Genomic DNA, 23,611 nt, shown 5'->3' with positions numbered 1-23,611 from the left:
AGTCTTTATTGTTTATATTTTTTTGATGATTTGCATTTTATCTCGGATTCCTAGTTTTATATTTTCGGTAATAATAAGGGACTTGTCTATTCTTGTTTGCGAATTTTTATACTGTAATACGAAGTAAATGAGACTTCTTTTCATTCCATCCGTGAAAGATTCAAAAATTTCCGAAGCTTCAGGATCACTTTGTAATACAGCTTCAAATTCTTCTGGCATTTCTACTCCATATTTTGATGTATCTTCGAAAAGTTGTACCTGAAAATAATCGCTAGGAAAAATACCTAATGCTTTTTGTTTTTTTTGACTAAACATTATAAAAAAGATGTCTTTTCTTTTTAGTAACGCAGCATGAAATTGGATTGATTGCTCTTCAAAGCTAATTTCAACAACTACTCTTTTTTGATTTTGTTGAAGGAATGGAGTGACTATTTCTTGAGGAATTAATATACTATGGGTTGACTGCAAACTAGTTTCAAAAACAGCACTTTTCATTGACTTTATTTTTAAATCCACACAAGATTTTTTGACTTTATAACAAATAACAAGCTAAGATTATTCGTCATACTCAAAAATATAGAAATATTTTGAGCTTGAATATTTTCTACCGGAATAAGTTGTTTAATGTTTTTTTTGATTTGTTAGTCAAATGGTAGTAAAAAGCGTGAAAAAAGCTTGTTTTTTCAAAAAAAAACAAAAAAATATCTACAGGTATACCGTAATTGAAGAAAGGGATAGTTATTTTTCTGATTATCAGAACGTATTAAGAACTACTATGTTAATATTTTCAAAACTCTAGTGTTTATGTAGGCTAACTAACAATTGGTAGTTTGATAAGTTGAGTTGATTTTTTTTAATGAAGAAAATTCAACAAAAATGACAAATTGGTAAATTTATTTCAGTGTTATTGGATATGTGTAAGAAATATTTAGGTTTTTGTTAACTTTAATTAACACAAATTCAAATTTATACATATGAGAAAAATGTACTCGTTTGTCTTACTGACATTACTAGTGGGGCAAGCAATGTTTGCACAAAACATCATGGATGGAATTGTTAAAAACCATCTTAACGGCGCGACGGCTAAGTCGGCTCTTACTACAGACGATGTTTCTGAGTGGAAGGTAACAGATGTTGTTCCTTCATTGAACCCAGCGATTCAACACGTTTATATCCAACAGCTTCATAACGAGATCCCCATTCAGTATGCCACATATAAGCTTACTGTAAAAAATGGTCAGGAAGTTACTTGGGAGATTGATCAATTTGTTAAAGATGTAAAGTCTAAAGTAACTTCTACTAAAGCTTCTCTTTCTCCAGAAACTGCGATTATAAATGTGGCAAGAGCTCATAATCTGAGAACTCCTGTATTAACAAAATCGAATACCAAGGTGAAAGGGAATTGGATATATGAAAATTCAGGAATTTCATTAGAACCTATCAAAGCAAAACAAGTATACATCAAACATGAGGATCAGTTAGTTCTTACTTGGAAAGTTAGCTTGTATCAAAAAGACGGACAGCACTGGTGGAATGCCAATGTAGACGCTTCTACAGGTAAAATCTTACACACAGAAGATTGGGTGATCTCTTGTAGTTTTGGGGATGGAAATCATGCAGCTCATAATCATGATGCTCATGATCATGGAAAATCTGTGCTATTTGGAGCTGCTATTCCAACAGCACCAACAGAAGCAGAAGCTAAGGCAATGACATCTTTTGCACCAGATTCATACAATGTGTATCCACTTCCTGTAGAATCTCCGATTCATGGAGGTCGTTCTATTATTACTGATCCAGCTGATGCAACTGCTTCACCTTTTGGATGGCATGATACCAATGGTAGTGCAGGAGCTGAGTTTACTATTACGCGTGGTAATAATGTTTGGGCGCAAGATGATAGTAATGGAAATAATGGAACTGGTTTTTCTCCAGATGCTGGAGCTAGTTTAGATTTTAATTATCCAGTGGATTTAACACAACAACCAAGCACTTATCGTAGTGCTGCAATTACGAACTTGTTTTATTGGAATAATGTAATTCATGATATTTTCTATCAATACGGTTTTGATGAAGCTAGTGGAAATTTCCAAGAAAATAATTATGGTAGAGGTGGAGCAGGAAGCGATTCTGTAAATGCAGATGCGCAAGATGGGAGTGGAACTAATAATGCAAACTTCTCAACTCCTGGTGATGGAGGAAATCCACGTATGCAGATGTTCCTATGGAATCAAACAAATCCTGGTAGAGATGGTGATTTTGATAATGTAATTATTGTTCATGAATATGGACATGGAATTTCTATCAGATTAGTTGGAGGACCAAGTTCAAATGTGCTTGGAGGTTCTGAGCAAATGGGAGAAGGATGGTCTGATTATTTTGGATTGATGTTGACTATGAAAGCAGGAGATGTAGGCACAGATGGAAGAGGTGTAGGTTCTTATGTATTAGGTCAAGCTCCTGATGGAGCAGGGATTCGTCCAACAAGATACTCTATTGATAGATCTATTAATGATACTGATTATGCAGATATAGGAGGTTTGGCAAGACCACATGGAGTAGGATACGCATTCGCAACTATTTTATGGGATATGACTTGGGCACTAATCGATGCTGAAGGATTCGATCCAGATTTTTATAATGGTACAGGAGGAAATAATATAGCTTTAGCATTAGTAACTGAAGGATTAAAAAACACTGCTAATAATCCTGGTTTCGTTTCTGGTAGAGATGGGATCCTGCAGGCTGATCAAGATTTATATGGAGGTCAGTATGAGTGTTTAATTTGGAAGGCATTCGCAGAGCGTGGTGTTGGTCAAGGAGCTAATGAAAATAATAATGGAGGTTCTAATGGACAAACCGATCAAACAGTTTCTTTTGATAATCCTTGTGATGGTGGTGGACCTGGACCTGGTGGAGATGAATGTTCTGGAGATATCGCTTCATTCCCATATAGTGAAAGTTTTGAAGGATCTATAGGAGATTGGTCTCAGGTAACAACAGATGACCTAGATTGGACTGTAGATTCAAATGGAACTCCTTCTAATGGAACTGGACCAAGCAGCGCTGTGGATGGAAATTCTTATATCTATGTAGAAGCTTCTGGTAATGGAACAGGATATCCTAATAAGAGAGCTATTCTAAATTCCCCTTGTTTAAATTTCAGTGGATTGACTTCACCAACATTAAGTTTCCAATATCATATGGTTGGTAGTGCAATCGGAACTTTTGATGTTGAGGCTAGAACGGATAATACAGGTAATTGGGTAAGTGTATTCAGTAGATCTGGAGCACAAGGTAGTGACTGGAATACGGCAAATGTTGACTTATCCGCATATGCTGGTGAAGCTAGTGTACAACTTCGATTGAATACAGTAACAGGGTCAAGTTGGCAAGGAGATGTTACGATTGATGATTTAAGCATTACGGATGGAACTACTCCTCCAGACCCAACTTGTGATTCAATCGACTTTAATGCTTTTACAATTACGTCATTCTCTAATCAAGATGCTGCTGGGAATTTTTCAATTGTGAGTGGAGGAGCTGGTTTATCGTTAACAAATAATACTTGGAAGTTTATAGCACTTGATTACACAGTTACTGCGAATACAGTGATAGAATTTGAGTTTAGTAGTACTTCTCAAGGAGAAATTCATGCAGTTGGTTTTGAGAATGATAATTCCTTAACTTCTAGTAGATATTTCAAAGTTCATGGTACTCAGAACTACGGAGTAACCAACTTTGATAATTACTCTGGTGGAACTACTACATATACGATCCCTGTTGGTACTTTCTATACAGGAAGTATGGATAGATTAGTCTTTATTAATGACAATGATGCTGGATCTGGAAATAATTCTATTTTCTCTAATGTTAAGATTTATGAAGGATCTTGTGGTGGATCGGCAGCGGTTATAGCTGATTTTGGACCAACTACTCCGATTTTAGGAAATGAAGATGAAGAAGGTATTTCAGTATTTACGATCTCGCCAAACCCATTACAGCGTGGAGGTGTACTTCAGCTTTCAATGAACGATAATGCTAAAAGTTCAAATACTACATATTCAATTATGAATATGATTGGTCAAATTGTAGGACAAGGAACCGTAAGTGGAAGCAAAACTATTAATGTTGGAAACCTTGATACTGGTATGTATTTATTAAAAGTTCAAGGAGAAACACAAAGATTTATAATCAAGTAGATTAGATTTATAATCTTAAGTTAGTTAGGAGAACCGTTTTAATGATAAGACGGTTCTCTTTGTTTTATAAATTTAGAATAGGGAGTTATTTTTAGAAGCATAAGTACTAGTAATGGAGTTAATCCATGTGGTAGGCGATATAGAACTTCGTGTATGTATTGATGGACAGATTGAAGAGGAAAATCCCAATAAAAATTGGCAACAATTCTGGCAAAGGCTGTTAATAGCCCCCAAGTAAATGCATACCATAATGAATATTTCTGAAGTCTTGGAACAAAAATAAAGACAGCAATTATAAAATCTAATATACCAGCGATATATAAAAATGTTATAGCATTTTCTTCGCTAAATCCGAGTATTTGTATTACCATATCTACAAACTTTCCAGGAACGGGATAAAACCCAAAGGCATATAAACCATGAGAGAAGAAAGTAAATGCAATGAGTATTTTAAGTGTGGTTACAAATCGCTTTAAATGAAACTTTTGAGAATAAAAATAAAGTAAAACAAAAGGCAAACCAAATTGAATGCTATGCTCGAAAAACTGGGCAACATGATAAAACTTTTCTTTGGTCATCAATAGGGTTAAAATAACTAAGCTAATTCCACCAATGATTATTGGTATTCGGGACCATTTAAGATTGTTTTTATTAATTAAAAGTGAAGAAATAGCAGCTAATGAATAGAGGATTCCGTTGATTTTTATACCAGTTTGAATCATATCGTCTGTATGAATACTTGTTACATATTCTTGCCAAGGAACATTGAATAATCCTTCAACAATGGGTTTGAGAGTAGATTCATCCCAAAAAAAAGTACGATATGGCGCATCCCAAAATAGATGTTGGTAAGCTCTACCAATAAAAATAAGAAAAACACAGGCTTTAAGGAGTAGTTGAGATTGATTGGTTTTCATTGTGCAAAGTAACGTAGTGAAATGTTAATTGATTGTAAAATGATGGTTATCTTTTTTCTAAGCTGAAGTGATAAAATTAAGTATTAATTAAGAATTTATAATTACTGATCATTAACACAATTATATAATGTAACTTTGAGTAAACTAACTTAATCATATTACCAAATGAAACAACTTATTACACTACTTTTAGTAGTTTGTGGGCTACAACTCCATGCCTCAAATGATAAATACCGTCTCTCTTTAAGGGGTAATCCTGCTACATCGATTGTTATCGGTTGGAATCAATATTCGGGGAGTAACGCAACCGTATACTATGGAACTACAGATTACGGAACTAATTATAACAGTTATCCATTTACAAAGACGCCAGACAGAACGGTTTCTTATAAAGGAATGAATAATACTTTTGCTAGACTTACTGGTTTACAACCTAATACTGCATATTATTTTGTGATTAGAGATAGTCAAGGAACCAGTGAACGTTTTTGGTTTAAAACTGCACCTGCTGATAAAAGTAGATTATCCTTTATTGCTGGTGGAGATTCGAGAAATAATAGAACACCAAGACAAAATGCCAATAGGTTGGTGGCTAAATTGAAACCTCACGCTGTGTTATTTGGAGGTGATATGACTGATGATGATACTAATAGTCAATGGAGGGACTGGTTCAATGATTGGCAATTAACAACTGCGTCTGATGGTAGAATGTTTCCAATTGTAGCAACAAGAGGAAATCATGAAGATAGTAATAATAGTGTTTACCATTTGTTTGACACTCCATCCTCAAGTGTATATTATGCGTTAACTTTTGGAGATAACTTGATAAGAACGTATACATTGAATACGGAGATTTCTATCTCTGGTAATCAAACAACTTGGTTACGAAATGACCTGAATGCGAATGCAAATGTAATTTGGAAAATGGCGCAATATCATAAACCCATGCGTCCACATGTTTCGTATAAATCAGAGGGATATAGTCAATATAATAATTGGGCACAATTGTTTTATGATAAAGGAGTGAAATTAGTTATTGAGTGTGATGCGCATACGGTAAAAACTACTTGGCCTGTGAGACCTACTACAGGATCTGGTAATGATGAAGGCTTTGTTAGAGATAATCAAAACGGAACTGTATATGCTGGAGAAGGATGTTGGGGAGCACCATTGAGATCTAATAATGATAATAAAAGTTGGACTCGGAATTCTGCTCGGTTCAATCAATTTAAATGGATTTTCGTTGATGAGAATAAGATTGAAACAAGAACTATCAGAGTAGATAATGCTTCGCAGGTTGGTTCGGTCTCTAACAACAATGTTTTTCAGATTCCAACCAATTTGGATATCTGGAACCCTTCTAATGGAAGTGTGGTGACTATTAATAGAGGAACTACGGTAGATCCTGATAATGGACGTATAGAAGTGGCAATTACTAGTGGAAGCGATGATGTAGAAGAAAGACAAAACGGAGATATGTATACCAATAGTAGTGATCTAGAATTGGTATATGATAGTCATAGTAACGCAGGGAATCAGGTTGTTGGTCTTCGTTTTAGATCCTTGGCATTACCCAAAGAGGTAACTATTACGAATGCATATTTACAATTTACAGCAGATGAAAGTAATAGTGCTAGTGCAGAATTAGAAATAGCATTGCATGATAGTAGTAATTCTTCAGCATTTAGTACTAGTGATTACAATGTTTCTAATAGAGCTGTATTCTCAAATAAAGTAGTTTGGAATCCAAATTCATGGTCTAGTGGACAAAGTGGTTCAGGACAACGAACTCCGAATTTAAAAAATATGATTCAGCAATTGGTAAATAAAAGTAATTGGTCCTCAGGAAACAGTGCAACTTTTATTGTCAGAGGAAGAGGAGTAAGTTTAACAAGTACTTCTGCAAAAAGAGTTGCTGATTCTTATGAAGGAGGAGCAGGAAAAGCAGCTAGATTAATTGTAGAATATACTACTGACGGAGGTTCGGACCCAGTAGATATTTGTTTAGGGATTTCACCTTGGCAAAGTGGTATAAGTTATGCAGTAGGAGATAAGGTGACGTATCAAGGTTATTTATTCGAGCGCACTGCTTCTGGTTGGACAAATCTTGGTGCTTGTGGTACAACAAGAAGGGCAATAGAGACTTCCAACATTATATTTCCTCCGTTAGAAGATGATACGATTTTTAATATATACCCTAATCCTTTCCAGGATGAGATTTATATTACAACTTCTAAAAAGATAAATCGTAAATATCAAATTAAGATATATGATTTAGCAGGGAAAGTCTTGTACAATAAAAATTTGGATGATAATTCAGACGATAAAGTTGTTATTAACACTATACAGCAATCAGGAATTTATATATTGTCCATAAGTGATGATCATGGAAAAATCATCAGAACACAACGATTGGTAAAACAGTAGCTTTCACGAGTTATACTAAAATATTATTTATGAAAATCACTAACCTTTATTATGGTTAGTGATTTTTATGTTTCTACCTATTTGATATAGGATTATGTCGATAAACTTTATTAGATAACATTTTGATAATCATTCGATAATCGATACTCAGCTTTTAATTCAGAACTTTGTTTGAAACTCTTAAAACAAATGAATAATGAAATTGATTAAGTATATCTTATTAGTATCGGTTGTTCACTTTTTTGTATCATGTGAAACAGAACAAACTAAGGATCAGATCCTAGAGATTGAGGAAAAAAGTGATGTTCGATTTGATGTAGTTATAAAATTAGTGGATGAGTGGTCTGGTCAAGAAATTCCTGCAAGTACATTGCCAGGTTATGGAGCTACCAACCTTGAAACAGGTGAAATCTATTTTGATTCCAGATATGAAGTGGGGCTTTTTGAGAGTCTTCCTGTAGGGACATATAGATTTGATGCTCGTGATGGTTATTTTGATGGTGCTTCCTCGGCGATCGTAGAAGTAAGTGGAGAAAATGAAACACCAGAAGGTTGGATTGAAGTAACTTTAAGCTATTGGTCTGAATAAAACCTAAAGAATTTTTATACTTTTCATAATGGGAAAAGGGAAGCGTGAGTCCTGTATTGCTTCCCTTTTTATTTTTTGAGATTTATCGTGAATTTGAATAAACAATATGACCTTATAATAGTCCTTTTTCAATTGCTTTTTTAATAATACCCACGCTATTTTTTGCTCCTAACTTACTCATGATATTCATTCGATGTGTTTCAATTGTTTTTACACTTACAAATAGTTTTTCTGAGATTTCTTGAGTTGTTAATTCTTCAGCGATAGCTTCTAATACTTCTTTTTCTCTTCGAGTTAATTTTACCAAAGAACCTTTAGAAGTTTTCATTCCTAAAGATTCATTGAGTAGTTTTTTCTCAATATCTCGTTGAATATATTTCCCATCTTCTAAAACAGTTTTAAAAGCTGATAATAGTTCTAATTTATCCGTGTTTTTTAATAGATATCCATCGGCGCCATTACTCAACATACGTTTTATAAAGGAAGTTTCGTCATAATTAGAAATGGCTATGATTTTTAATTTGGATTGTAATTGTTTTAGTTGTTTACATAATTGTATGCCATTAATATCTGGTAAGTTGATGTCTAACAATAATATGTCAGGATTGTCTTTTGATATAGTTTCTAGAGTTTGTTTACCATTGGTATAAAGCCCAACAATTGTAACTTCATCAGTGCTCTCCAGCATTGTTTGGATACCTTGTAACACAATTTTATGATCGTCTGTTATAGCAATTTTAGTTCTCATATTAGTTGTTCAGTGTTAATATCAATTACATAGGATGTTCCTTTTGTATCTGATGTTACATCTAGTTTTCCGTTTAAATAAGCTACTCTGGAATTAATATTTGCCAATCCAATACCATTTTTGGTAATCTCTTCTGTATTGAACCCTTTTCCATTATCTTCTATCGTCAATTGAATTGTATTACCTTCCTGATAACTTAACTGAACATGAATTTCTGAGGCTTCTGCATGTTTCAAACTGTTATTGACCAACTCTTGTACAATCCTAAAAACATTAACTTCTGCTTTTTTTGGGATTTCTATTATCGCACCAATTGTTTGAAACGAAACTTCTTGATCATGAATACTGTTGGTAGTACTACAATAATCTTGTAGGGTCTCTACCAAACTAAAGTTCTTTAACGCTGGTGGTACTAAGTTATGAGAAATGGCTCTTACTTGTTCACAAGACTTATCAATCATAGAGACCGCTTCATTAATTACTTCATTGTTTTTTTCCAACAATGAAGTGAGCTTATACTTTATAGCGGATAGATCGACATTAATACCATCATGCAATTCTTTGGCAACGCGTAGACGTTCTTTTTCTTCTCCTTCTATTAAAGATTCTAGAGTTTTTACTTGCTGTTCTCTTTTTAACGCCACAATTTCTTGATCTTTTCTTTTCTGTCTTTGCTGGTATAGAAACCAAATTAATAGTGTAATTAATAATAAAAAAATAGCAAGTGCAGTCATTAACTTATTTCTAGATGCACTTCTTTCTATTTCCGATGCTTGTTTTAAGATCTCATTGTCCTTAAGCGCTATTTGTAACTCTTTTTCTTTAAGTCTGTATGCACTATTTCCTGAAAGTAGCGCATTTTGAATATTGTCACTATATAATTTTTCATTTTCATTATTTGCTTTGACATAATATTCATAAGCTTTTTTATAATCTCCTTTGAGTTCATAGAAATCAGAATATGCATAATAAATGTGATGATGTATATTCTCTACTTTATAGGCTTTTGCCATTTTTTCTAATGAACTTGTATAATAGTAAGCAGAATCTTGATAGTCTTTTTCACCAGAGAAAAACCATGATAAATTAATCAGTGTGCCAAGTGTACCATTAGGGCTATTGAGTTTTTCGAATAATATTCTTGCTTTATGATAATAATCAAGAGCAGCTACATAGTCTTGAATCTCATCAGAAGCAAGTACGTTAGCTTGATTTACATACAAATAGCCAAGTTGCAGTTTATTCTTTTGAATAGTAGCATAATATTCAGCTTTTTTGAAATGTTTAATACTAGATTCATCATGTAAAAGCAATACATAAATAGAATGCGCTTGCGCTAGAATTCCAAAATCTTCTTCTTTTTCAGCTTGCGAGATTACCTTATCTAAGTATTCATACCCTTGAGAAGCAAAATCATTTAGTTGTAGTAGATAAGCTAGTTTTATATAAATTCTTTTTGTTACCGATGTAGTAATATCATCATGAACCTCTAAAGCATCAAACAAATAACCAGATGCAACATCATACTGCGAAAATCGCTGATTATTATAAGTAGACTTAGCTAATAAAACTTCTGCTTTCAATTCATTATCATCAATACTTTGAGATAAACTATCTGCTATAGCAAGTGTCTCAAAAGATTCATTAAATTGACCCTTATATACCTCCAAACCACTTAAAACTAGTAATTGTTTGATTCTATCTTTGTTATTACCATCCGTTTCTTTTATAGATCTTAAGGTAGTGTATGCACTATCATAACTTATAGCCTGCATCTGAGCTAAAGCTTTGTATCGTTTTATCTCTGAAATATTTGAAGTTTTACTTTTTAGAATGCTATCACAATAATCTATCGATTTTAATAAGTCCTTTTTATAAATATTGTAAATGTCTAGTTTTTCTGCTTGTTGCGCATTGGAATTAAAACAAAAGCATAGTGTGACTATTAATGATAAATTATATAATTTATAGAAGTACATACATTAAAAATAAGTCTTTTTCCAAATATGAGAATCCTAGTAATTGCAATTAGTGTTTAAGCGGTAATATCTGGTATTATCTAAATAGGTACCACCATCTTCACCATAAGTAAAATGATAGTATCTAGATTCTCCATTGTTGTAATGCAAATACAACAATACTTTTCCGGCTTCATCTCTAAACTCCCACTTACCTTGATTATCATTAGTACCTCCACTATATCCATGCGCATTTTCACTCTCCACAGAAACATTTGAACCACCATAATACGTAAATCTACCTGATGGACATAAGTCTATAATTCTAGTGATACTATAACTACCGCTAACACCACCAACACCGCCTGGAGAGAAGGTATTCTTTTCATGTTTCAATCTTTTCCCACCAAGCTCACGCGTACATATGGCTGCGTTAAAACTTTCATTCACTTTAGGTTTTGTAAGCTTTAAGCTGTTTTTTATTTTTAAAAGAGTAGTTTCATGAACTTTTGAAAAATCATTAGTTCTTGCCATTATCATAGCAGTAACACCATTGCCATAAGGATTAAGACAACCATATGCTAATACTTTTACAGTTTCTCCATCAGCAGTTCCGGTATAATAACCCTTTACATAATTTGTTTTTACTTGAATATTATTTTCAGGTCTAAGTACAATACCTTCTTCCGTGATATTTTTTGAAAATTCTTCTTTAAGTGCGCTTATAGAGGTTAATTCATTTACGAGAAGCATAACAAGTCCTGTTTCAGTTTTTGATTGCATAGCATATCCTTCATTCATTTCTTTACCAAACCATCCATTGGGAATAGTAAATTGTATTCCATATTCGGGATACTGGACAATACCAGTTTGTAATTGCTGAGCATTAAGTATTGTAAACATGGTTATTAAAAATAAGATTGTTGTTATTCTAGTTTTCATGATTGATTGGTTTTTTATTGGCAGCTTACGTTGGAGTCAGTTTGAATAATTGTATCATTTTGATTTTCCAAATCGCATACGTCTTGCGGAATAGTGGTTATTTGATTATCTGATATATCTATTAGTTCAAGTTGCTGCAGATATTTAAATTGAGAAGGAATTGAAGTTAAATTATTACTATTTAGTTTCAGCTCTTTTAAATTATAAAGCTTACCTAAATATTGATTCGAATTTGAACTAGTAATCTGATTTCGATCTAAATACAATTTTTCTAGTTGTCTTAAAGCAGAAATGTTTACAGGAATAGTAGTGATTTGATTTCTAGCTAGATTTAGCTCTTTTAGGTTTTTTAACTTATAAATGCCATTTGGAATTACGGAAATATCATTCCAGAATAAATTTAATCCAACTAACTTCTCTAAATTTAATACTACTTCAGGAATGGTTTGGAAATTATTAAATGATAGCGATAACCACCTTAAATTTTCTAAGTTAATTAAAGAAGTCGGTAGCGCAGTTAATTCATTAAAATTTACATCTAAGTATTGTAAATTGGTAAGTTTTCCTATTTCATTTGGTAAATGAGTAATATTGTTACTACCAATAAATAATTGGCTTAAAGATGTTAAGTAGTGTATTTGAGGAGATAAAATGTCTAAATTCTTATCTTGTAGGTTTAGGACTATAATTTGCCCCGCTGGATTAGTAACAACTCCAGAAAAATTACTTATATCGGTTGCGTAAAAATCAGATTCACTAAATATCCAGCCTAAAGAGTTATTAGGGTTTTGTTCAACTATGGTATATAATACCTTCAGTTGAATTTTTAGATAATCGCTATTGCTGGATTTTAAATCATTATTATTTAATATATATGAAGATGAATCTTCTTGTTCAGGCGATAAAATATCTTCTTTAGAGCAGCTAGATAGTATCAAAGATATTAGGAAAACGAATCTAAATATAGGTGTTTTCATGATAATTATTATTTATTGTTATTTTGTTTTTTAAAGTTTAGTGAGATGAAGAATTTCTGGAGGGTTATTACTAATGCGTTCTTCAAACTTTATAGTAGTTCCATCATCTGTAATAGCAGTAACTATCCATTCTTCTATGAGATCAATAAGTAGATTATTTACTATTGCGGATGAACTGTCTTCTCTGAAAGAGATATCAACTATAGTATAGGTCTGGCCATTAATTTCATCACTGAACAGATCATATTTTCCGTCGATGTTAAAATCTTCTACTTCTGCTTCCACATCATCAATAGCGTTAAATAGAAAGCGGAATCCTTCATAATCCGAGGTTTTATCTATTTGATTTTCGAAATAACTGATTATCCAGGTTCCGCTAAGCTGTTCCTTGGTTAGTGTTGGAGGAGTATTATTAATACTTTGATTATCATCGTTGTCACTACTACAGCTGCATAGCAACGTAAATAGGTAAATTGCTGAAATTTTTGTTAATGTTTTCATTGTTTTATCCAATTTTAAAATTTGATTGTTATGTAAAGATTTATGAAAGTGATTGTTATTCTAAATAAACCCATTTAGGAAAAAGAAATATGTCGTTTACAGAATATTTTGCTGAAACAGGATAACCAGATTCGTTGTATTCATACTCTATATTGAATTCGATATTGAGATTTCCATTTCTATAATCTTGTAGATTAATGATGTTATGATTTCCCCTTACAAATTGCACTCCATATCCATCAATATTAAAAGTTCCAACTCGAAAAGACCTATATTCTCTTGGGATGTCAAATAGTGTAGGAAGGTTAAACTGAAACTGCTCTTTGATGATAGGCGTCCAGGGATTTTTTTTATCGTCATAGGCATAAACCTGTCTACGTGATGTTTCATAGGTTATACCTTCGTCATCACTAGTTTGAAATGTGCGCTCTACTAAATTTCCAACATTATCGTAGGATAATAACCATCTGTAAAAAGTCAATTGAACTCCATCAGTATTATCGGAAGTATGTCTCCTTTCAAAATGTAATATGGTAAGATTTCCTGAGGTGTCATAGGTGTACTTCATTTTGGATATACCGACATAATTATTATCTCCAGTCCTTAGGATGTTAAGTTCGCGGATACGATCTTGGTCATCATAAAGAAATTTTAAATCTCCTTTGCCAGTACCATCACTAACTTTTGTAAGTAGTCCGTTGAAATTATAAGTATACGTAGTATTCCCTATGGATAATAAACGTCCATTATCATCATAAACCATAGTATTTGTGATACTTTGAAAGCTTTGTACTGACTGTACTAATACATTATTACTATCATATTCGTATAGAAAATTATTTTCCGAACCATTGTCAGATTCAAAAAACAATAATCTTAAATAATCGGTTGTAAAYGTAAAAGGTACTTCAACTTCATTTCCATTACCGTCATCAGCAATGATACTACCTTGATACTTTTGTTGGTATAGAAGGTCATCTAGGATAAAACTGGTAGTATTCTGTGAAATAATTGGTTCATTCTCTAGTAGAATAGTATATTCTATAGGATCATCTTCTGGATCCTCAGCATTTGTCCAGTTTAATTGGGCTGTATTTTTATCAACAGCTATGTTGATCGTAAATGCTGTTGGTGGTTGATTTTCTATCGAAAACCCTTCAGGCGAGTCATCTTTACTACAACCTAGTATTAGGAATAGTACTATAAATAAGCTCGAAATTTTAATGCTATTATCCATCATTACATAGTTTATTATTTACTGATGCAAGCTATCATGATAGCATTAAAAAAAGGTAAGGGCATACCTTGATTTATAAAAATCAGGGTATACCCTTAGAGGTGTATAGTATAGGATTTAAAGTTTTAGTGGAAATAAAATCCTAGTATACTATGTTATTATATCAGTTTTGTAATTACTTGTGTTTCTGTATGTAAGGTTTTGTGTACTGGGCATTTATCAGCTATCTGTAGAATTCTAGCAATTTGTTTTTCGTCCAAATCCCCTTCTAATTTGATTTCTCTATCGAACGTATCAATTTTGGCAGTTGGATCTTCACAATTCTCACAGTCTTCTATATGTCTTTTATCATAGCTTGTATGCACTTCTACATTTTTGAGATCCCAACCTTTTCTAGAAACGTACATCTTAATAGTCATGGCTGTACAGGCAGATAATCCAGCAGAGACGAATTCATATGGAGAAGGTCCAAAATCATTGCCACCTACAGTTTCAGGTTCATCGGCAACCATATAGTGATTACCTACTTTCATTTGAGTAGTATATCCCTCATCATTTCCAAGGCTTGCCACTACTTGATGTTTACTCTTTAATTTAGGTTCTTCAGGAATATCGATATACCTAGATGACCATCCTGCAATTACATTTCCGGCATAGATAGAGTCTTCTTTGCGCATTAACAAATGATCTGCTCCATCTAAAGTAACAAAGCTTTTGGGGTGTTTTGCGGCATGATATATTTCTTCTGCATTTTTAATCCCAACCGTAGTGTCTTGCGGAGAATGTAAAACCAATAAAGCTTTGTTTAAATTTTTAGCTACAGAAGCTAATGATTTGGTTTCTAAATCATCTAAGAATTGTTTTTTGATCGTAAAATCTCTTCCACTTAGATTGATCACAGCTTTCCCATTTGCTTCGATTTCTGCTAGTCCGCTACGCAATAAGTGTTGTACATGAGTAGGGTCTGACGGAGCACCAATGGTTGCAACAGCCTTAATAGCTTCAATTTTTGAAGCAGCAAATATTGAAGCAGCACCTCCTAGAGAATGACCAACGAGTAGGGAAGGAGCTTGATAATTTTCTGCTAGAAAATCAGCTGCTGCTATTAGATCATCCACATTACCAGAAAAATTAGTATCTGCAAAATCACCTTCGCTTTCTCCTAATCCAGTAAAGTCAAATCTAAGCACGCCAAAGCCTTGAGAAGTTAAGGCTCTACTAATATTGCGAACTGCTCCTAGGTTTTTGTTACAAGTAAAACAGTGTGCAAACAAGGCAAAATTGTGAGGATGTTGATCCGCTGGAAGTTCCAAACGACCCGAAAGTACTTGACCTTCATTATTTATAAAAGAAATTTTAGAAAGACTCATCGAAATGTTGTTTTTCTAAATGTCGAAATTTTTGGTCTTTTCTAACTTTTTCTGTGGGTTAAAAATGTGTTAACGTTTACTTTTGGATGATTTATAAAAATCAGTTTTTAATGGATTATAAGGATGAAATTATTGTTTTTCATTTAAACTCCAATCATATTCTAAGAAGCCTATTTTAGATTGTTTTTCTATTTTTTCATCAGAAAACTGATTAATATAATTCTTAATATCTCCATTATCAAAATCTTTAGCATACCATTCAAATACTTTGGATAATTTTATATTGTCTCCTGAAACCAGATTTTTAGTAGGATCGTTAATATATTCAATAGTTTTTTCTTCTAACGCTTGAGTAATATTTCTACCGGTATAGGCTCTATTCCACAATTTTGGTGATGAGGTAGCTGCACAATTGAGAAGAAAATGAATTCTAGGTTCATTCATTTTTCTTAGCATCTTGTGTTCTATATCATCAAGACTATATTCTTTATTATTAATTGTTATCGCTTTTTTCTTCCAAGGATTTTCTAAATCATTGATGGATTTAATTGGATAGTGATCAATAACCATTTTCATAACAATCGCATTATACAAGTTTACCCAATAAGCGAGCTTTTCTGTCTCCTCAGAGTTTTCAGCAGGGTAGTTTGTAGCTAGGGATTTGAAATATTTATCAAATAAAAACTTATCTCTAATAAAACCTTTATAATCTACTTTACCGTCATTCGATACATTAAGCAACAAAAGTTGATCCCATACCATATGATCAATATGTTTTTGTTGAGCATTTAGATCAAAAACTAAACTGATGAGTGCTACAGCTGTTAATAATAGATACCTTTTCATTTTAAGTTGTATTAATTTTTTGGGGAAATTATCTTATAATTTAAAGTTACGGTTTAGCCGTAAAATTAAAATAATTACCGATAAAAAACAAATTAAATCGACAAAAAACACAAAAAAATATGTTTTTCACGTTTTTAAAAAGTGTAAAAATAGTGAATATATGTCAGAAAAAAGCAGTTTTGATGTGTGTTATTATAAGGATTTTATAATATCTTCAGTTTTTATAATAGTGGCGAACTCATCTTTCAGATTAGCTATTTCAATATCGTGTACCATTTGAGCACTATATTTTTCACCATTAGAACCAATTTTGTCAAAAGCTGCTACACCATCTTCTACTAGAAAAGTTTTGAAACCATAATTAGAAGCCATTCTTGTACTCGTCGAAACACAATGTTCGGTAGTTAGTCCTACAATTACTAGCGTATCGATCTCATCATTTGTTAATTGATCTTTTAGGTCTGTTCCTATAAACGCACTGTTTACATCTTTTTCAATTACAGGCTCGCTGGGTAAGGGAATAATAAAGTCCTGAAAGTCATTTCCTGATTTTCCTTTAGCTAATGGCGAATCTGGATTGGTAGAACAATGTTTTACGTGAAATATAGGAAGTTTTTCTGCTCGCCATTTTTTTAATAAAGTATCAATGTTTTTTTCAGCTTCGGGATTATTACGTTCAGTACCATAATAACCTGGACTATTAATCCCTTTTTGAACATCAATTAATAGTAATGCAGGATTATTTTTTGTTGTAGGAATGCTCATTTCTATTGTTCTTTTCTAAAGTCAGTATTATAGATTATACCCAATTGTAATCTGTCAAAGTTGATACCTGTAAAGTGATTTTTAAGATATCCTACTTGAATACTAAAATTCGACTTTACATTATATCCAATAGCTCCATATAATCTGTTTTGACCAAAAATAGGTTCTTGTAAATTGATAAAAACTTCATCATAAACATTCAGAAACCATTTATCATTAAAAGGATAGGTAAGTTGCAAACGATAGCGCGCACGATGTTCTGTAAAATCGTCTGCTTGTGTACTAATAAAACGTTGTTCTAAACGATATCTATGTTCGAATGCTACTTTTCCTACTTTGTTTTTTAGAATGAATTGCTCAAATATTCGATGTTCATTGCTATTCTCTTCACCAGGAATATCGGCAAAGGTACCATCTGTATTAATATATCCATATCCAATTGTAGCAATTGCATTATCAGTTAAATGATAATTAAGTCCAGTACGTAATAACAATTGATTAAATGTATTTGCTATTTCGTAGAACCTGAATTGTGCTTCTGAATGAATACTGAGTTTGTCAGTAATTCGATTCGTTCCAAAATACATATACCATGCGCCTAATTCGTCTTCACCAGTATTTTGGGCATTAGCTTGAATAACAGTAGCTAATAATGCAATTACTAAAATTGTTTTCTTCATAAATATATACTCTTAGATTTTTTAAGATTGAGGTTCTACAGTTTTTACTTCTTTTTTACCATCGTTAATGACATCAGATCCTGAACCTTTTAGATAGGTGTTAAGGAATTTTAGAACTTTTCCGTAAGCTTCAATTTGATTTTCTTTTTTAACAAAACCATGACCTTCATCTTCAAATAGAACATACTCTACAGGAACACCATTTTTCCTAACTCCTTCAACGATCTCATCAGATTCTACTTTTAATACTCTTGGATCTTGAGCACCTTGTAATACAATCAGTGGTTTAGTCACTTTTTCTGTATGAAACAGAGGAGAAATTTTACGTAATCTTACAGAATCTGCAGTATTTGGATCTCCCATTTCAGTATATAAAGCATCTTTAAAAGATTCCCACCATGGCGGAATACTTTTTAGGGTTCTTAACCAATTGGTCACACCAAATATATTAACACCAACCTTAAACTCTTCTGGAGTATAAGTTAATGCAGCCATTGTCATATAACCACCATAAGAACCACCAATGATTCCAATTTTATTAGGATCAATAATATCTTGCTGCGCTAGCCAATCTTTTCCAGCTACACAATCTTTTAGATCCTTGTCACCATGATTTTGGTCATCCATTTTATAGAATGTTTTTCCGTAACCACTACTTCCTCTATTGTTAACCGCTAAAATTGCATATCCATGATTTACTAAATACTGAATAACAGAGCTAAATCCTTGTCTTGATTGTCCTCCTGGACCTCCATGTACCCAAACTAAAGCAGGAACCTTATTATCTGTGGTTGCTTGTTTTGGTTTGTAATAGATCGCTGGAATTTCAAGGCCATCAAAGGATTTAAAACGTACTACTTCAGAAGCTACTAAATGATCAGCATTGATATCTTTGTTTAGAACATCTGTAAGCTGATGATATTCTTTTGTAGCGATATCATAAGAATATACGTTTCTTGGTGTGCTAGAACCGGCTACATTAAGAAATGCCATAGTCTCATCTCTTGAAAAACTTGCACTAGAAATTTCTTTGTCTTTAAATGTAGGGAAATCTATAGGTTTTCCTGTAGCTACTTCTTCTACACTCATTACCGTTTTAGCATCTTCATTGGTAAACATTACTTTATATTTTCCATTTCTTGTAAAATAAAACGAAGTAATATCCCAATCTTTTTGTGCTACTTTTTCCCTTGTGCCATCTTCAAGGTTATATTTCATTAAATAACTAAATTCTGCACCGTCATCAGAAGTATAGTATAGAAATTTACTGTCTGGAGAAAAATCAGCTGGAGAGTTACCACTTAGATTCTCATTAACTTTAGTTTTTTCACCTGTTTTGGTATTCATTACAAATAGATCGGTATCATTTGTATTTACAGGCTTTAATAAAGCAATATATTTTCGATCTTCTGACATTCCAGCAAAATCCAACCCATCTTTATTTTCATAAATCACTTTTGATGAAAAATCAGAAATGTTCATTTCATAATGATCCATGAATTTTGGATTTCTTTCGTTACTTCCATAGAAAAAGCTTTTACCATCTTTAGACCAACCTCTAAACAGAGCTCGTACATTTTTTTCTGGAGTAAGTCTTTTAATTCCAGAGCTGTCTTTCATAAAGATTTTAAAAATTTCATCTCCATTACCATCCATTCTAAATAAAATCCTATCATCTTTAGGAAAATAAGATATTCCATAAACAGAAGAGCTATCAGACTTTGTTACCGGGATCAATTCGCCTCCTTTTACTGAGGTAGTGTACATATTGTAGATTCCAGAACGATTACTAGTCATCAGAACGTTAGATTTATCCTTAGAAAAGCCGTTAGCAAAGGCATTTTCATTATCCATGAATTGCTCTATAGAATATTCTTCTATTTGTACTGATTGTGCAATTTCTGGTTTTTCCTCATTGGTTTCATTTTTACAGGAATAGAATAAGAGAAGTCCCATTCCTAAAATAACGAGTTTTTTCATTGATAAATGTTTTAATTGATTGTGAAAGTCTTTATTTCCTTAAAAGGAGAAGTGTCTAATTTTTCCATGGCTTGTTGATAAGGTGTCCATTCTTCTCTGAAGAAAGTGTTCGTCTTATCAATGGCATCTGTTAATGCATCTTTAGCTTGTTTGATTAATGTGTTTTCAGTACTGGTCAATCCATTTTGTCTAGTTCCAGTGTACCAGCTTGCAGTTCCAAACCTTTGCATAACTGTAACCTCAGGATTTCTTGTGATCCCTTGCCTTTTATCTTCTTTACCAATATAAATGGCTATTACTGAATCTATTTTTTTGATAATTTCCTTAGAAGATTTTATTTGTTCTTTAAATTTCTTTTTATCCAACTTGTTAAGTTCTTTCTGATATTTTGAGGCAACATTTTTACTTTCTACTAATTGTTTAACTGCATCTGCTGCCGTTTTTTGCATAGTTTCCAGTTTTTTTGAGGCATCATAAATTTCATTAATATTCTTTTGCGAAACTTGTAATCTAGGATCCGATTTTACAACAATATTTGTTTCGGATTTTTGATCTCCATATTCCATAACTAATTTGTAGGTGCCTGGTTTTACACCTACTCCTCCAGGTTCTCTTTTTTGCTTTTGAATCTTTCTCGATGGACGTGCTACTCCTTTTTCATCCATGAACCATCTCATTTTATGCATTCCTGTAGAATCAGGAGTTTTTTGTTTAAGTGTTCTAATGAGTCTATCTCCATCATAAATTTTTAGATGTATGGAATCCCATTTTACTTTATTTTCTTCTTTTTCATCGTTCTCTTCTTCCTCATCTGCTTTGTCATCCTTTTTATCATCATCTTTCTTCGTCTTAGACGCTTCCTTTTGTTCTACGGTTACAAAAAATGAAATATGAGCTCCTCCTTTTCGATTCTCACCATTAAATAATGCATCACCACCAAAACGACTTCCTGTAGGTTGTTGATATGCAGCTTGATAAGCTGTTGGGGGTTCAAATAATTGCAACTTTTGACTTAATACACTTTTATTTTTAGCAACAGCTCTTAATGGTCTAATATCATCTAACACCCATGCAGCTCTACCAAAAGTTCCAATCACTAAGTCATGCTCTCTTGGTTGAATCACTAAGTCTTTTACAGAAACTGTTGGAAATCCAGACGTCCATTTTGTCCATTTATTTCCTGCATCTACAGAAATATATAACCCATCATCTGTTCCTAAGAAAAGTAAGTTTTTCTCGATAGGATCTTCTACAATACTTAATGCATAACTTTTAACATCTCCACTATCTACAATTCGTTGCCAAGTATTTCCATAATCAACAGTTCTATAAGCATATGGAGTATAGTTGAATCTTCTATAATCATTAGCAACCAATAAAGCTTCACCTTTTTTCTTATTAGAAGCTTTGATTTGCACAATCCAACTTCCTGCTGGTAAACCTTTAATATTTTTGGAAATATCCGTCCAATTAGCTCCACCATTTTTTGTAATATGAACTCTACCATCATCAGTAGCTGCCCAAAGCATATTACGTTCTAAAGGAGATGGCTCTATTACCAATACAGTACAATGATTTTCGGCACCAGTAGCGTCCATTGTTAAACCACCACTTTCAGATTGTTTCAGTTTTTCTGGATCATTTGTAGTAAGATCTGGAGAAATAATCTCCCAAGTTAATCCTTTGTCGGTACTTTTATGAACAAATTGACTTCCAAAGTAGATGGTGTTATTATCAAAAGGATCAATGTTAATGGCGGCATTCCAATTAAATCGTAATTCGACTTTTGGATCAAGATGTGTAGGACGAACGGTATAATTATTTCCAGTCATCCAGTCATAGCGGCTCACATATCCTTGCTGACTCATGGACCAACCATATCTAGAATCATCCTTATCCGGTACAACATCAAATCCGTCACCAAACGAAATTTCTTGCCAGTAAGAATTTCTTATTCCTTGTGCTTTCCAAACATATGAAGGTCCTCTCCAACTTCCATTATCCTGCATTCCTCCATAAACATTATAAGGGAATTCATTATCTACATTGATATGATAAAACTGTGCAACGGGAAGATTACCAATAAATCTCCAAGTTTTTCCTCCATCTTTAGTAATATTTAATCCACCATCATTTCCATCAATCATAAAATTACCATCTTCTGGATGAATCCACCATGCGTGGTGATCTGGGTGTACACCATTATTCGCACCATAAGCAGGCATTAGCTGGGTGAAATTCTTTCCACCATCTTCAGATACATTTACATATGTAAAAATGGAATATACTCTATTTTCATTCTGAGGGTCTACATAAATTTCTGAATAGTAGAAAGGACGATTACCAATATCGTTTTTATCATTTACTTTTTTCCAATTGAAACCTCCATCTACTGATTTGTATAATGCATTTTTCTTAGCTTCAATTAGTGCATAGACGATATTAGGTTTATTTCTAGAGATGGCGATTCCGATTCTACCTAAATCTCCTTTAGGTAAGCCATCTTTATCTGTTTTTTCTTTCCAAGTTTTTCCTCCATCATGGGTGATATATAATCCAGAACCTTCTCCTCCTGATTTAAAAAACCAAGGATCACGTTTATGTTCCCAAAGTGCAGCTATTAATTTGTTTGGGTTTGTTGGATCCATAACTAAATCAGCGGCTCCAGTTTTATTGTTTGCAAAGAGAATTTTTTTCCAAGTTTCTCCACCATCTGTTGTTTTGAAGATTCCTCTTTCAGGATGTTCTCCCCAAGGAGAACCTATCGCTGCTACATAAACCGTATTAGGATCTGTAGGATCCACTATTACTCTGTGGATATGTCTGGTTTTTTCAAGCCCCATTAGCTTCCAGTTTTTACCACCGTCTAGAGACTTATAAATTCCAAACCCTCCATTTAAGCTATTTCTAGGGTTTCCTTCACCAGTCCCAACCCATATTACCGAAGGGTTAGATTGCTGGATTGCAACAGCTCCTATAGAAGCAGTACTTTCATTATCAAAAATAGGCTCCCATTTAATTCCACCTGAAGTAGATTTCCATAATCCTCCAGAAGCGGTACCTGCATAAATGATATCAGGATTAGAAATCACTACATCTATAGATGTTACACGACCACTCATTCCTCCAGGACCAATGTTTCTTGGATGCATATTTTTGACATAGTCCATCGAAAAGTCTTGCGCATATATCCCCGATGCTAGAATCAGAGATATTAGAAATAGTAATTTTTTCATTTTAGTATTAGTGAGTTAATTAAATTGAATTTGATCTTTTATTTTGAAAATTGTGTTTTTACAGATTGTATTTCCATCAAATAAGATGATATTAGGTAGATATAATGAGGATTATCTAATAATATAGAAGTTAAAAGGAAGTATCTTTTTAACATTTTTTGATTGATTATGAAATTGAAAAGCTAAAGTTAAGAAAATGAGAATGCGAAACTCTTAAAGGGGTGTTAAGGTGAAAA

17 protein-coding genes are annotated in these 23,611 nt (G+C 33.0%); 3 read left to right on the top strand and 14 right to left on the bottom strand.

The genetic code is table 11. The features are described 5' to 3' along the window. Nucleotides 1–12: 12 nt before the first annotated feature. Nucleotides 13–495, bottom strand: coding sequence for a YdeI/OmpD-associated family protein (locus GBO31_RS10460; RefSeq protein ID WP_219008289.1), 483 nt, complete (start codon nucleotides 493–495; stop codon nucleotides 13–15). A gap of 479 nt (nucleotides 496–974) precedes the next feature. Between GBO31_RS10460 and GBO31_RS10455 the strand changes: the two genes are divergently transcribed. Next, nucleotides 975–4,202, top strand: coding sequence for a M36 family metallopeptidase (locus GBO31_RS10455; RefSeq protein ID WP_219008288.1), 3,228 nt, complete (start codon nucleotides 975–977; stop codon nucleotides 4,200–4,202). A 38-nt stretch (nucleotides 4,203–4,240) separates the two neighbouring features. Here the strand turns inward: GBO31_RS10455 and GBO31_RS10450 are convergent, their stop codons facing one another. After that, a complete protein-coding gene (locus GBO31_RS10450; RefSeq protein WP_219008287.1) occupies nucleotides 4,241–5,119 on the bottom strand; it encodes a DoxX-like family protein in 879 nt (292 codons plus the stop codon). A 165-nt stretch (nucleotides 5,120–5,284) separates the two neighbouring features. Between GBO31_RS10450 and GBO31_RS10445 the strand changes: the two genes are divergently transcribed. Together GBO31_RS10445 and GBO31_RS10440 are read left to right on the top strand one after the other, a co-directional pair. Then, a complete protein-coding gene (locus GBO31_RS10445) occupies nucleotides 5,285–7,546 on the top strand; it encodes a fibronectin type III domain-containing protein (RefSeq protein WP_219008286.1) in 2,262 nt (753 codons plus the stop codon). A gap of 196 nt (nucleotides 7,547–7,742) precedes the next feature. Further along, nucleotides 7,743–8,135, top strand: a complete 393-nt coding sequence (locus GBO31_RS10440) for a hypothetical protein (protein WP_219008285.1) — start codon at nucleotides 7,743–7,745, stop codon at nucleotides 8,133–8,135. Nucleotides 8,136–8,247: 112 nt separating this feature from the next. Here GBO31_RS10440 and GBO31_RS10435 read toward each other — a convergent pair whose 3' ends face one another. The 12 genes from GBO31_RS10435 to GBO31_RS10380 form a co-directional block, all read right to left on the bottom strand. Then, complete coding sequence (locus GBO31_RS10435; RefSeq protein ID WP_219008284.1) at nucleotides 8,248–8,883, bottom strand: response regulator; 636 nt, start codon at nucleotides 8,881–8,883, stop codon at nucleotides 8,248–8,250. Further along, on the bottom strand, nucleotides 8,880–10,862 hold the full coding sequence (locus tag GBO31_RS10430) for a tetratricopeptide repeat-containing sensor histidine kinase (protein ID WP_219008283.1): 1,983 nt from the start codon (nucleotides 10,860–10,862) through the stop codon (nucleotides 8,880–8,882). Before GBO31_RS10430 ends, GBO31_RS10435 begins: the two co-directional genes overlap by 4 nt. Nucleotides 10,863–10,898: 36 nt before the next feature. Then, nucleotides 10,899–11,783: a hypothetical protein gene (locus tag GBO31_RS10425; RefSeq protein ID WP_219008282.1), complete on the bottom strand. Its 885-nt coding sequence runs from the start codon at nucleotides 11,781–11,783 to the stop codon at nucleotides 10,899–10,901. A gap of 14 nt (nucleotides 11,784–11,797) precedes the next feature. Continuing rightward, nucleotides 11,798–12,760 carry a leucine-rich repeat domain-containing protein gene (locus tag GBO31_RS10420; RefSeq protein WP_219008281.1) on the bottom strand — a complete coding sequence of 321 codons (963 nt, stop codon included), beginning with the start codon at nucleotides 12,758–12,760 and terminating at the stop codon, nucleotides 11,798–11,800. Nucleotides 12,761–12,790: 30 nt separating this feature from the next. Then, a complete protein-coding gene (locus tag GBO31_RS10415) occupies nucleotides 12,791–13,261 on the bottom strand; it encodes a hypothetical protein (RefSeq protein WP_219008280.1) in 471 nt (156 codons plus the stop codon). A 55-nt stretch (nucleotides 13,262–13,316) separates the two neighbouring features. Further along, nucleotides 13,317–14,501, bottom strand: a complete 1,185-nt coding sequence (locus GBO31_RS10410) for a fibronectin type III domain-containing protein (protein WP_219008279.1) — start codon at nucleotides 14,499–14,501, stop codon at nucleotides 13,317–13,319. Between the two features lie 155 nt (nucleotides 14,502–14,656). Further along, nucleotides 14,657–15,868, bottom strand: coding sequence for a bifunctional alpha/beta hydrolase/OsmC family protein (locus GBO31_RS10405; protein ID WP_219008278.1), 1,212 nt, complete (start codon nucleotides 15,866–15,868; stop codon nucleotides 14,657–14,659). 129 nt (nucleotides 15,869–15,997) lie between these two features. Then, a complete protein-coding gene (locus GBO31_RS10400) occupies nucleotides 15,998–16,714 on the bottom strand; it encodes a DUF547 domain-containing protein (RefSeq protein WP_219008277.1) in 717 nt (238 codons plus the stop codon). A gap of 192 nt (nucleotides 16,715–16,906) precedes the next feature. After that, nucleotides 16,907–17,479, bottom strand: coding sequence for a cysteine hydrolase family protein (locus GBO31_RS10395; protein ID WP_219008276.1), 573 nt, complete (start codon nucleotides 17,477–17,479; stop codon nucleotides 16,907–16,909). 2 nt (nucleotides 17,480–17,481) lie between these two features. Continuing rightward, entirely contained in the window at nucleotides 17,482–18,159 is a 678-nt protein-coding gene (locus GBO31_RS10390) for a DUF2490 domain-containing protein (RefSeq protein ID WP_219008275.1), read from the bottom strand. A 21-nt stretch (nucleotides 18,160–18,180) separates the two neighbouring features. Then, nucleotides 18,181–20,139 carry a S9 family peptidase gene (locus tag GBO31_RS10385; RefSeq protein ID WP_219008274.1) on the bottom strand — a complete coding sequence of 653 codons (1,959 nt, stop codon included), beginning with the start codon at nucleotides 20,137–20,139 and terminating at the stop codon, nucleotides 18,181–18,183. A gap of 11 nt (nucleotides 20,140–20,150) precedes the next feature. Continuing rightward, nucleotides 20,151–23,375, bottom strand: a complete 3,225-nt coding sequence (locus tag GBO31_RS10380) for a VPS10 domain-containing protein (protein ID WP_219008273.1) — start codon at nucleotides 23,373–23,375, stop codon at nucleotides 20,151–20,153. Nucleotides 23,376–23,611 lie beyond the last annotated feature (236 nt).

Source organism: Aquimarina litoralis, from assembly GCF_019295435.1.
Taxonomy (GTDB): domain Bacteria; phylum Bacteroidota; class Bacteroidia; order Flavobacteriales; family Flavobacteriaceae; genus Aquimarina; species Aquimarina litoralis_A.
Note: the sequence above shows the minus strand (reverse complement) of the source record. Positions and strands in the feature narration are given on the sequence as shown.

What these genes read in the sequence shown, in the direction of transcription:
- GBO31_RS10455 (WP_219008288.1), top strand. Translation starts at nt 975, where the DNA reads ATGAGAAAAATGTACTCGTTTGTCTTACTGACATTACTAGTGGGGCAA.
- GBO31_RS10460 (WP_219008289.1), bottom strand. Translation starts at nt 495, where the DNA reads ATGAAAAGTGCTGTTTTTGAAACTAGTTTGCAGTCAACCCATAGTATA.
- GBO31_RS10425 (WP_219008282.1), bottom strand. Translation starts at nt 11,783, where the DNA reads ATGAAAACTAGAATAACAACAATCTTATTTTTAATAACCATGTTTACA.
- GBO31_RS10385 (WP_219008274.1), bottom strand. Translation starts at nt 20,139, where the DNA reads ATGAAAAAACTCGTTATTTTAGGAATGGGACTTCTCTTATTCTATTCC.
- GBO31_RS10405 (WP_219008278.1), bottom strand. Translation starts at nt 15,868, where the DNA reads ATGAGTCTTTCTAAAATTTCTTTTATAAATAATGAAGGTCAAGTACTT.
- GBO31_RS10420 (WP_219008281.1), bottom strand. Translation starts at nt 12,760, where the DNA reads ATGAAAACACCTATATTTAGATTCGTTTTCCTAATATCTTTGATACTA.
- GBO31_RS10430 (WP_219008283.1), bottom strand. Translation starts at nt 10,862, where the DNA reads ATGTACTTCTATAAATTATATAATTTATCATTAATAGTCACACTATGC.
- GBO31_RS10415 (WP_219008280.1), bottom strand. Translation starts at nt 13,261, where the DNA reads ATGAAAACATTAACAAAAATTTCAGCAATTTACCTATTTACGTTGCTA.
- GBO31_RS10445 (WP_219008286.1), top strand. Translation starts at nt 5,285, where the DNA reads ATGAAACAACTTATTACACTACTTTTAGTAGTTTGTGGGCTACAACTC.
- GBO31_RS10395 (WP_219008276.1), bottom strand. Translation starts at nt 17,479, where the DNA reads ATGAGCATTCCTACAACAAAAAATAATCCTGCATTACTATTAATTGAT.
- GBO31_RS10400 (WP_219008277.1), bottom strand. Translation starts at nt 16,714, where the DNA reads ATGAAAAGGTATCTATTATTAACAGCTGTAGCACTCATCAGTTTAGTT.
- GBO31_RS10380 (WP_219008273.1), bottom strand. Translation starts at nt 23,375, where the DNA reads ATGAAAAAATTACTATTTCTAATATCTCTGATTCTAGCATCGGGGATA.
- GBO31_RS10390 (WP_219008275.1), bottom strand. Translation starts at nt 18,159, where the DNA reads ATGAAGAAAACAATTTTAGTAATTGCATTATTAGCTACTGTTATTCAA.
- GBO31_RS10450 (WP_219008287.1), bottom strand. Translation starts at nt 5,119, where the DNA reads ATGAAAACCAATCAATCTCAACTACTCCTTAAAGCCTGTGTTTTTCTT.
- GBO31_RS10435 (WP_219008284.1), bottom strand. Translation starts at nt 8,883, where the DNA reads ATGAGAACTAAAATTGCTATAACAGACGATCATAAAATTGTGTTACAA.
- GBO31_RS10440 (WP_219008285.1), top strand. Translation starts at nt 7,743, where the DNA reads ATGAAATTGATTAAGTATATCTTATTAGTATCGGTTGTTCACTTTTTT.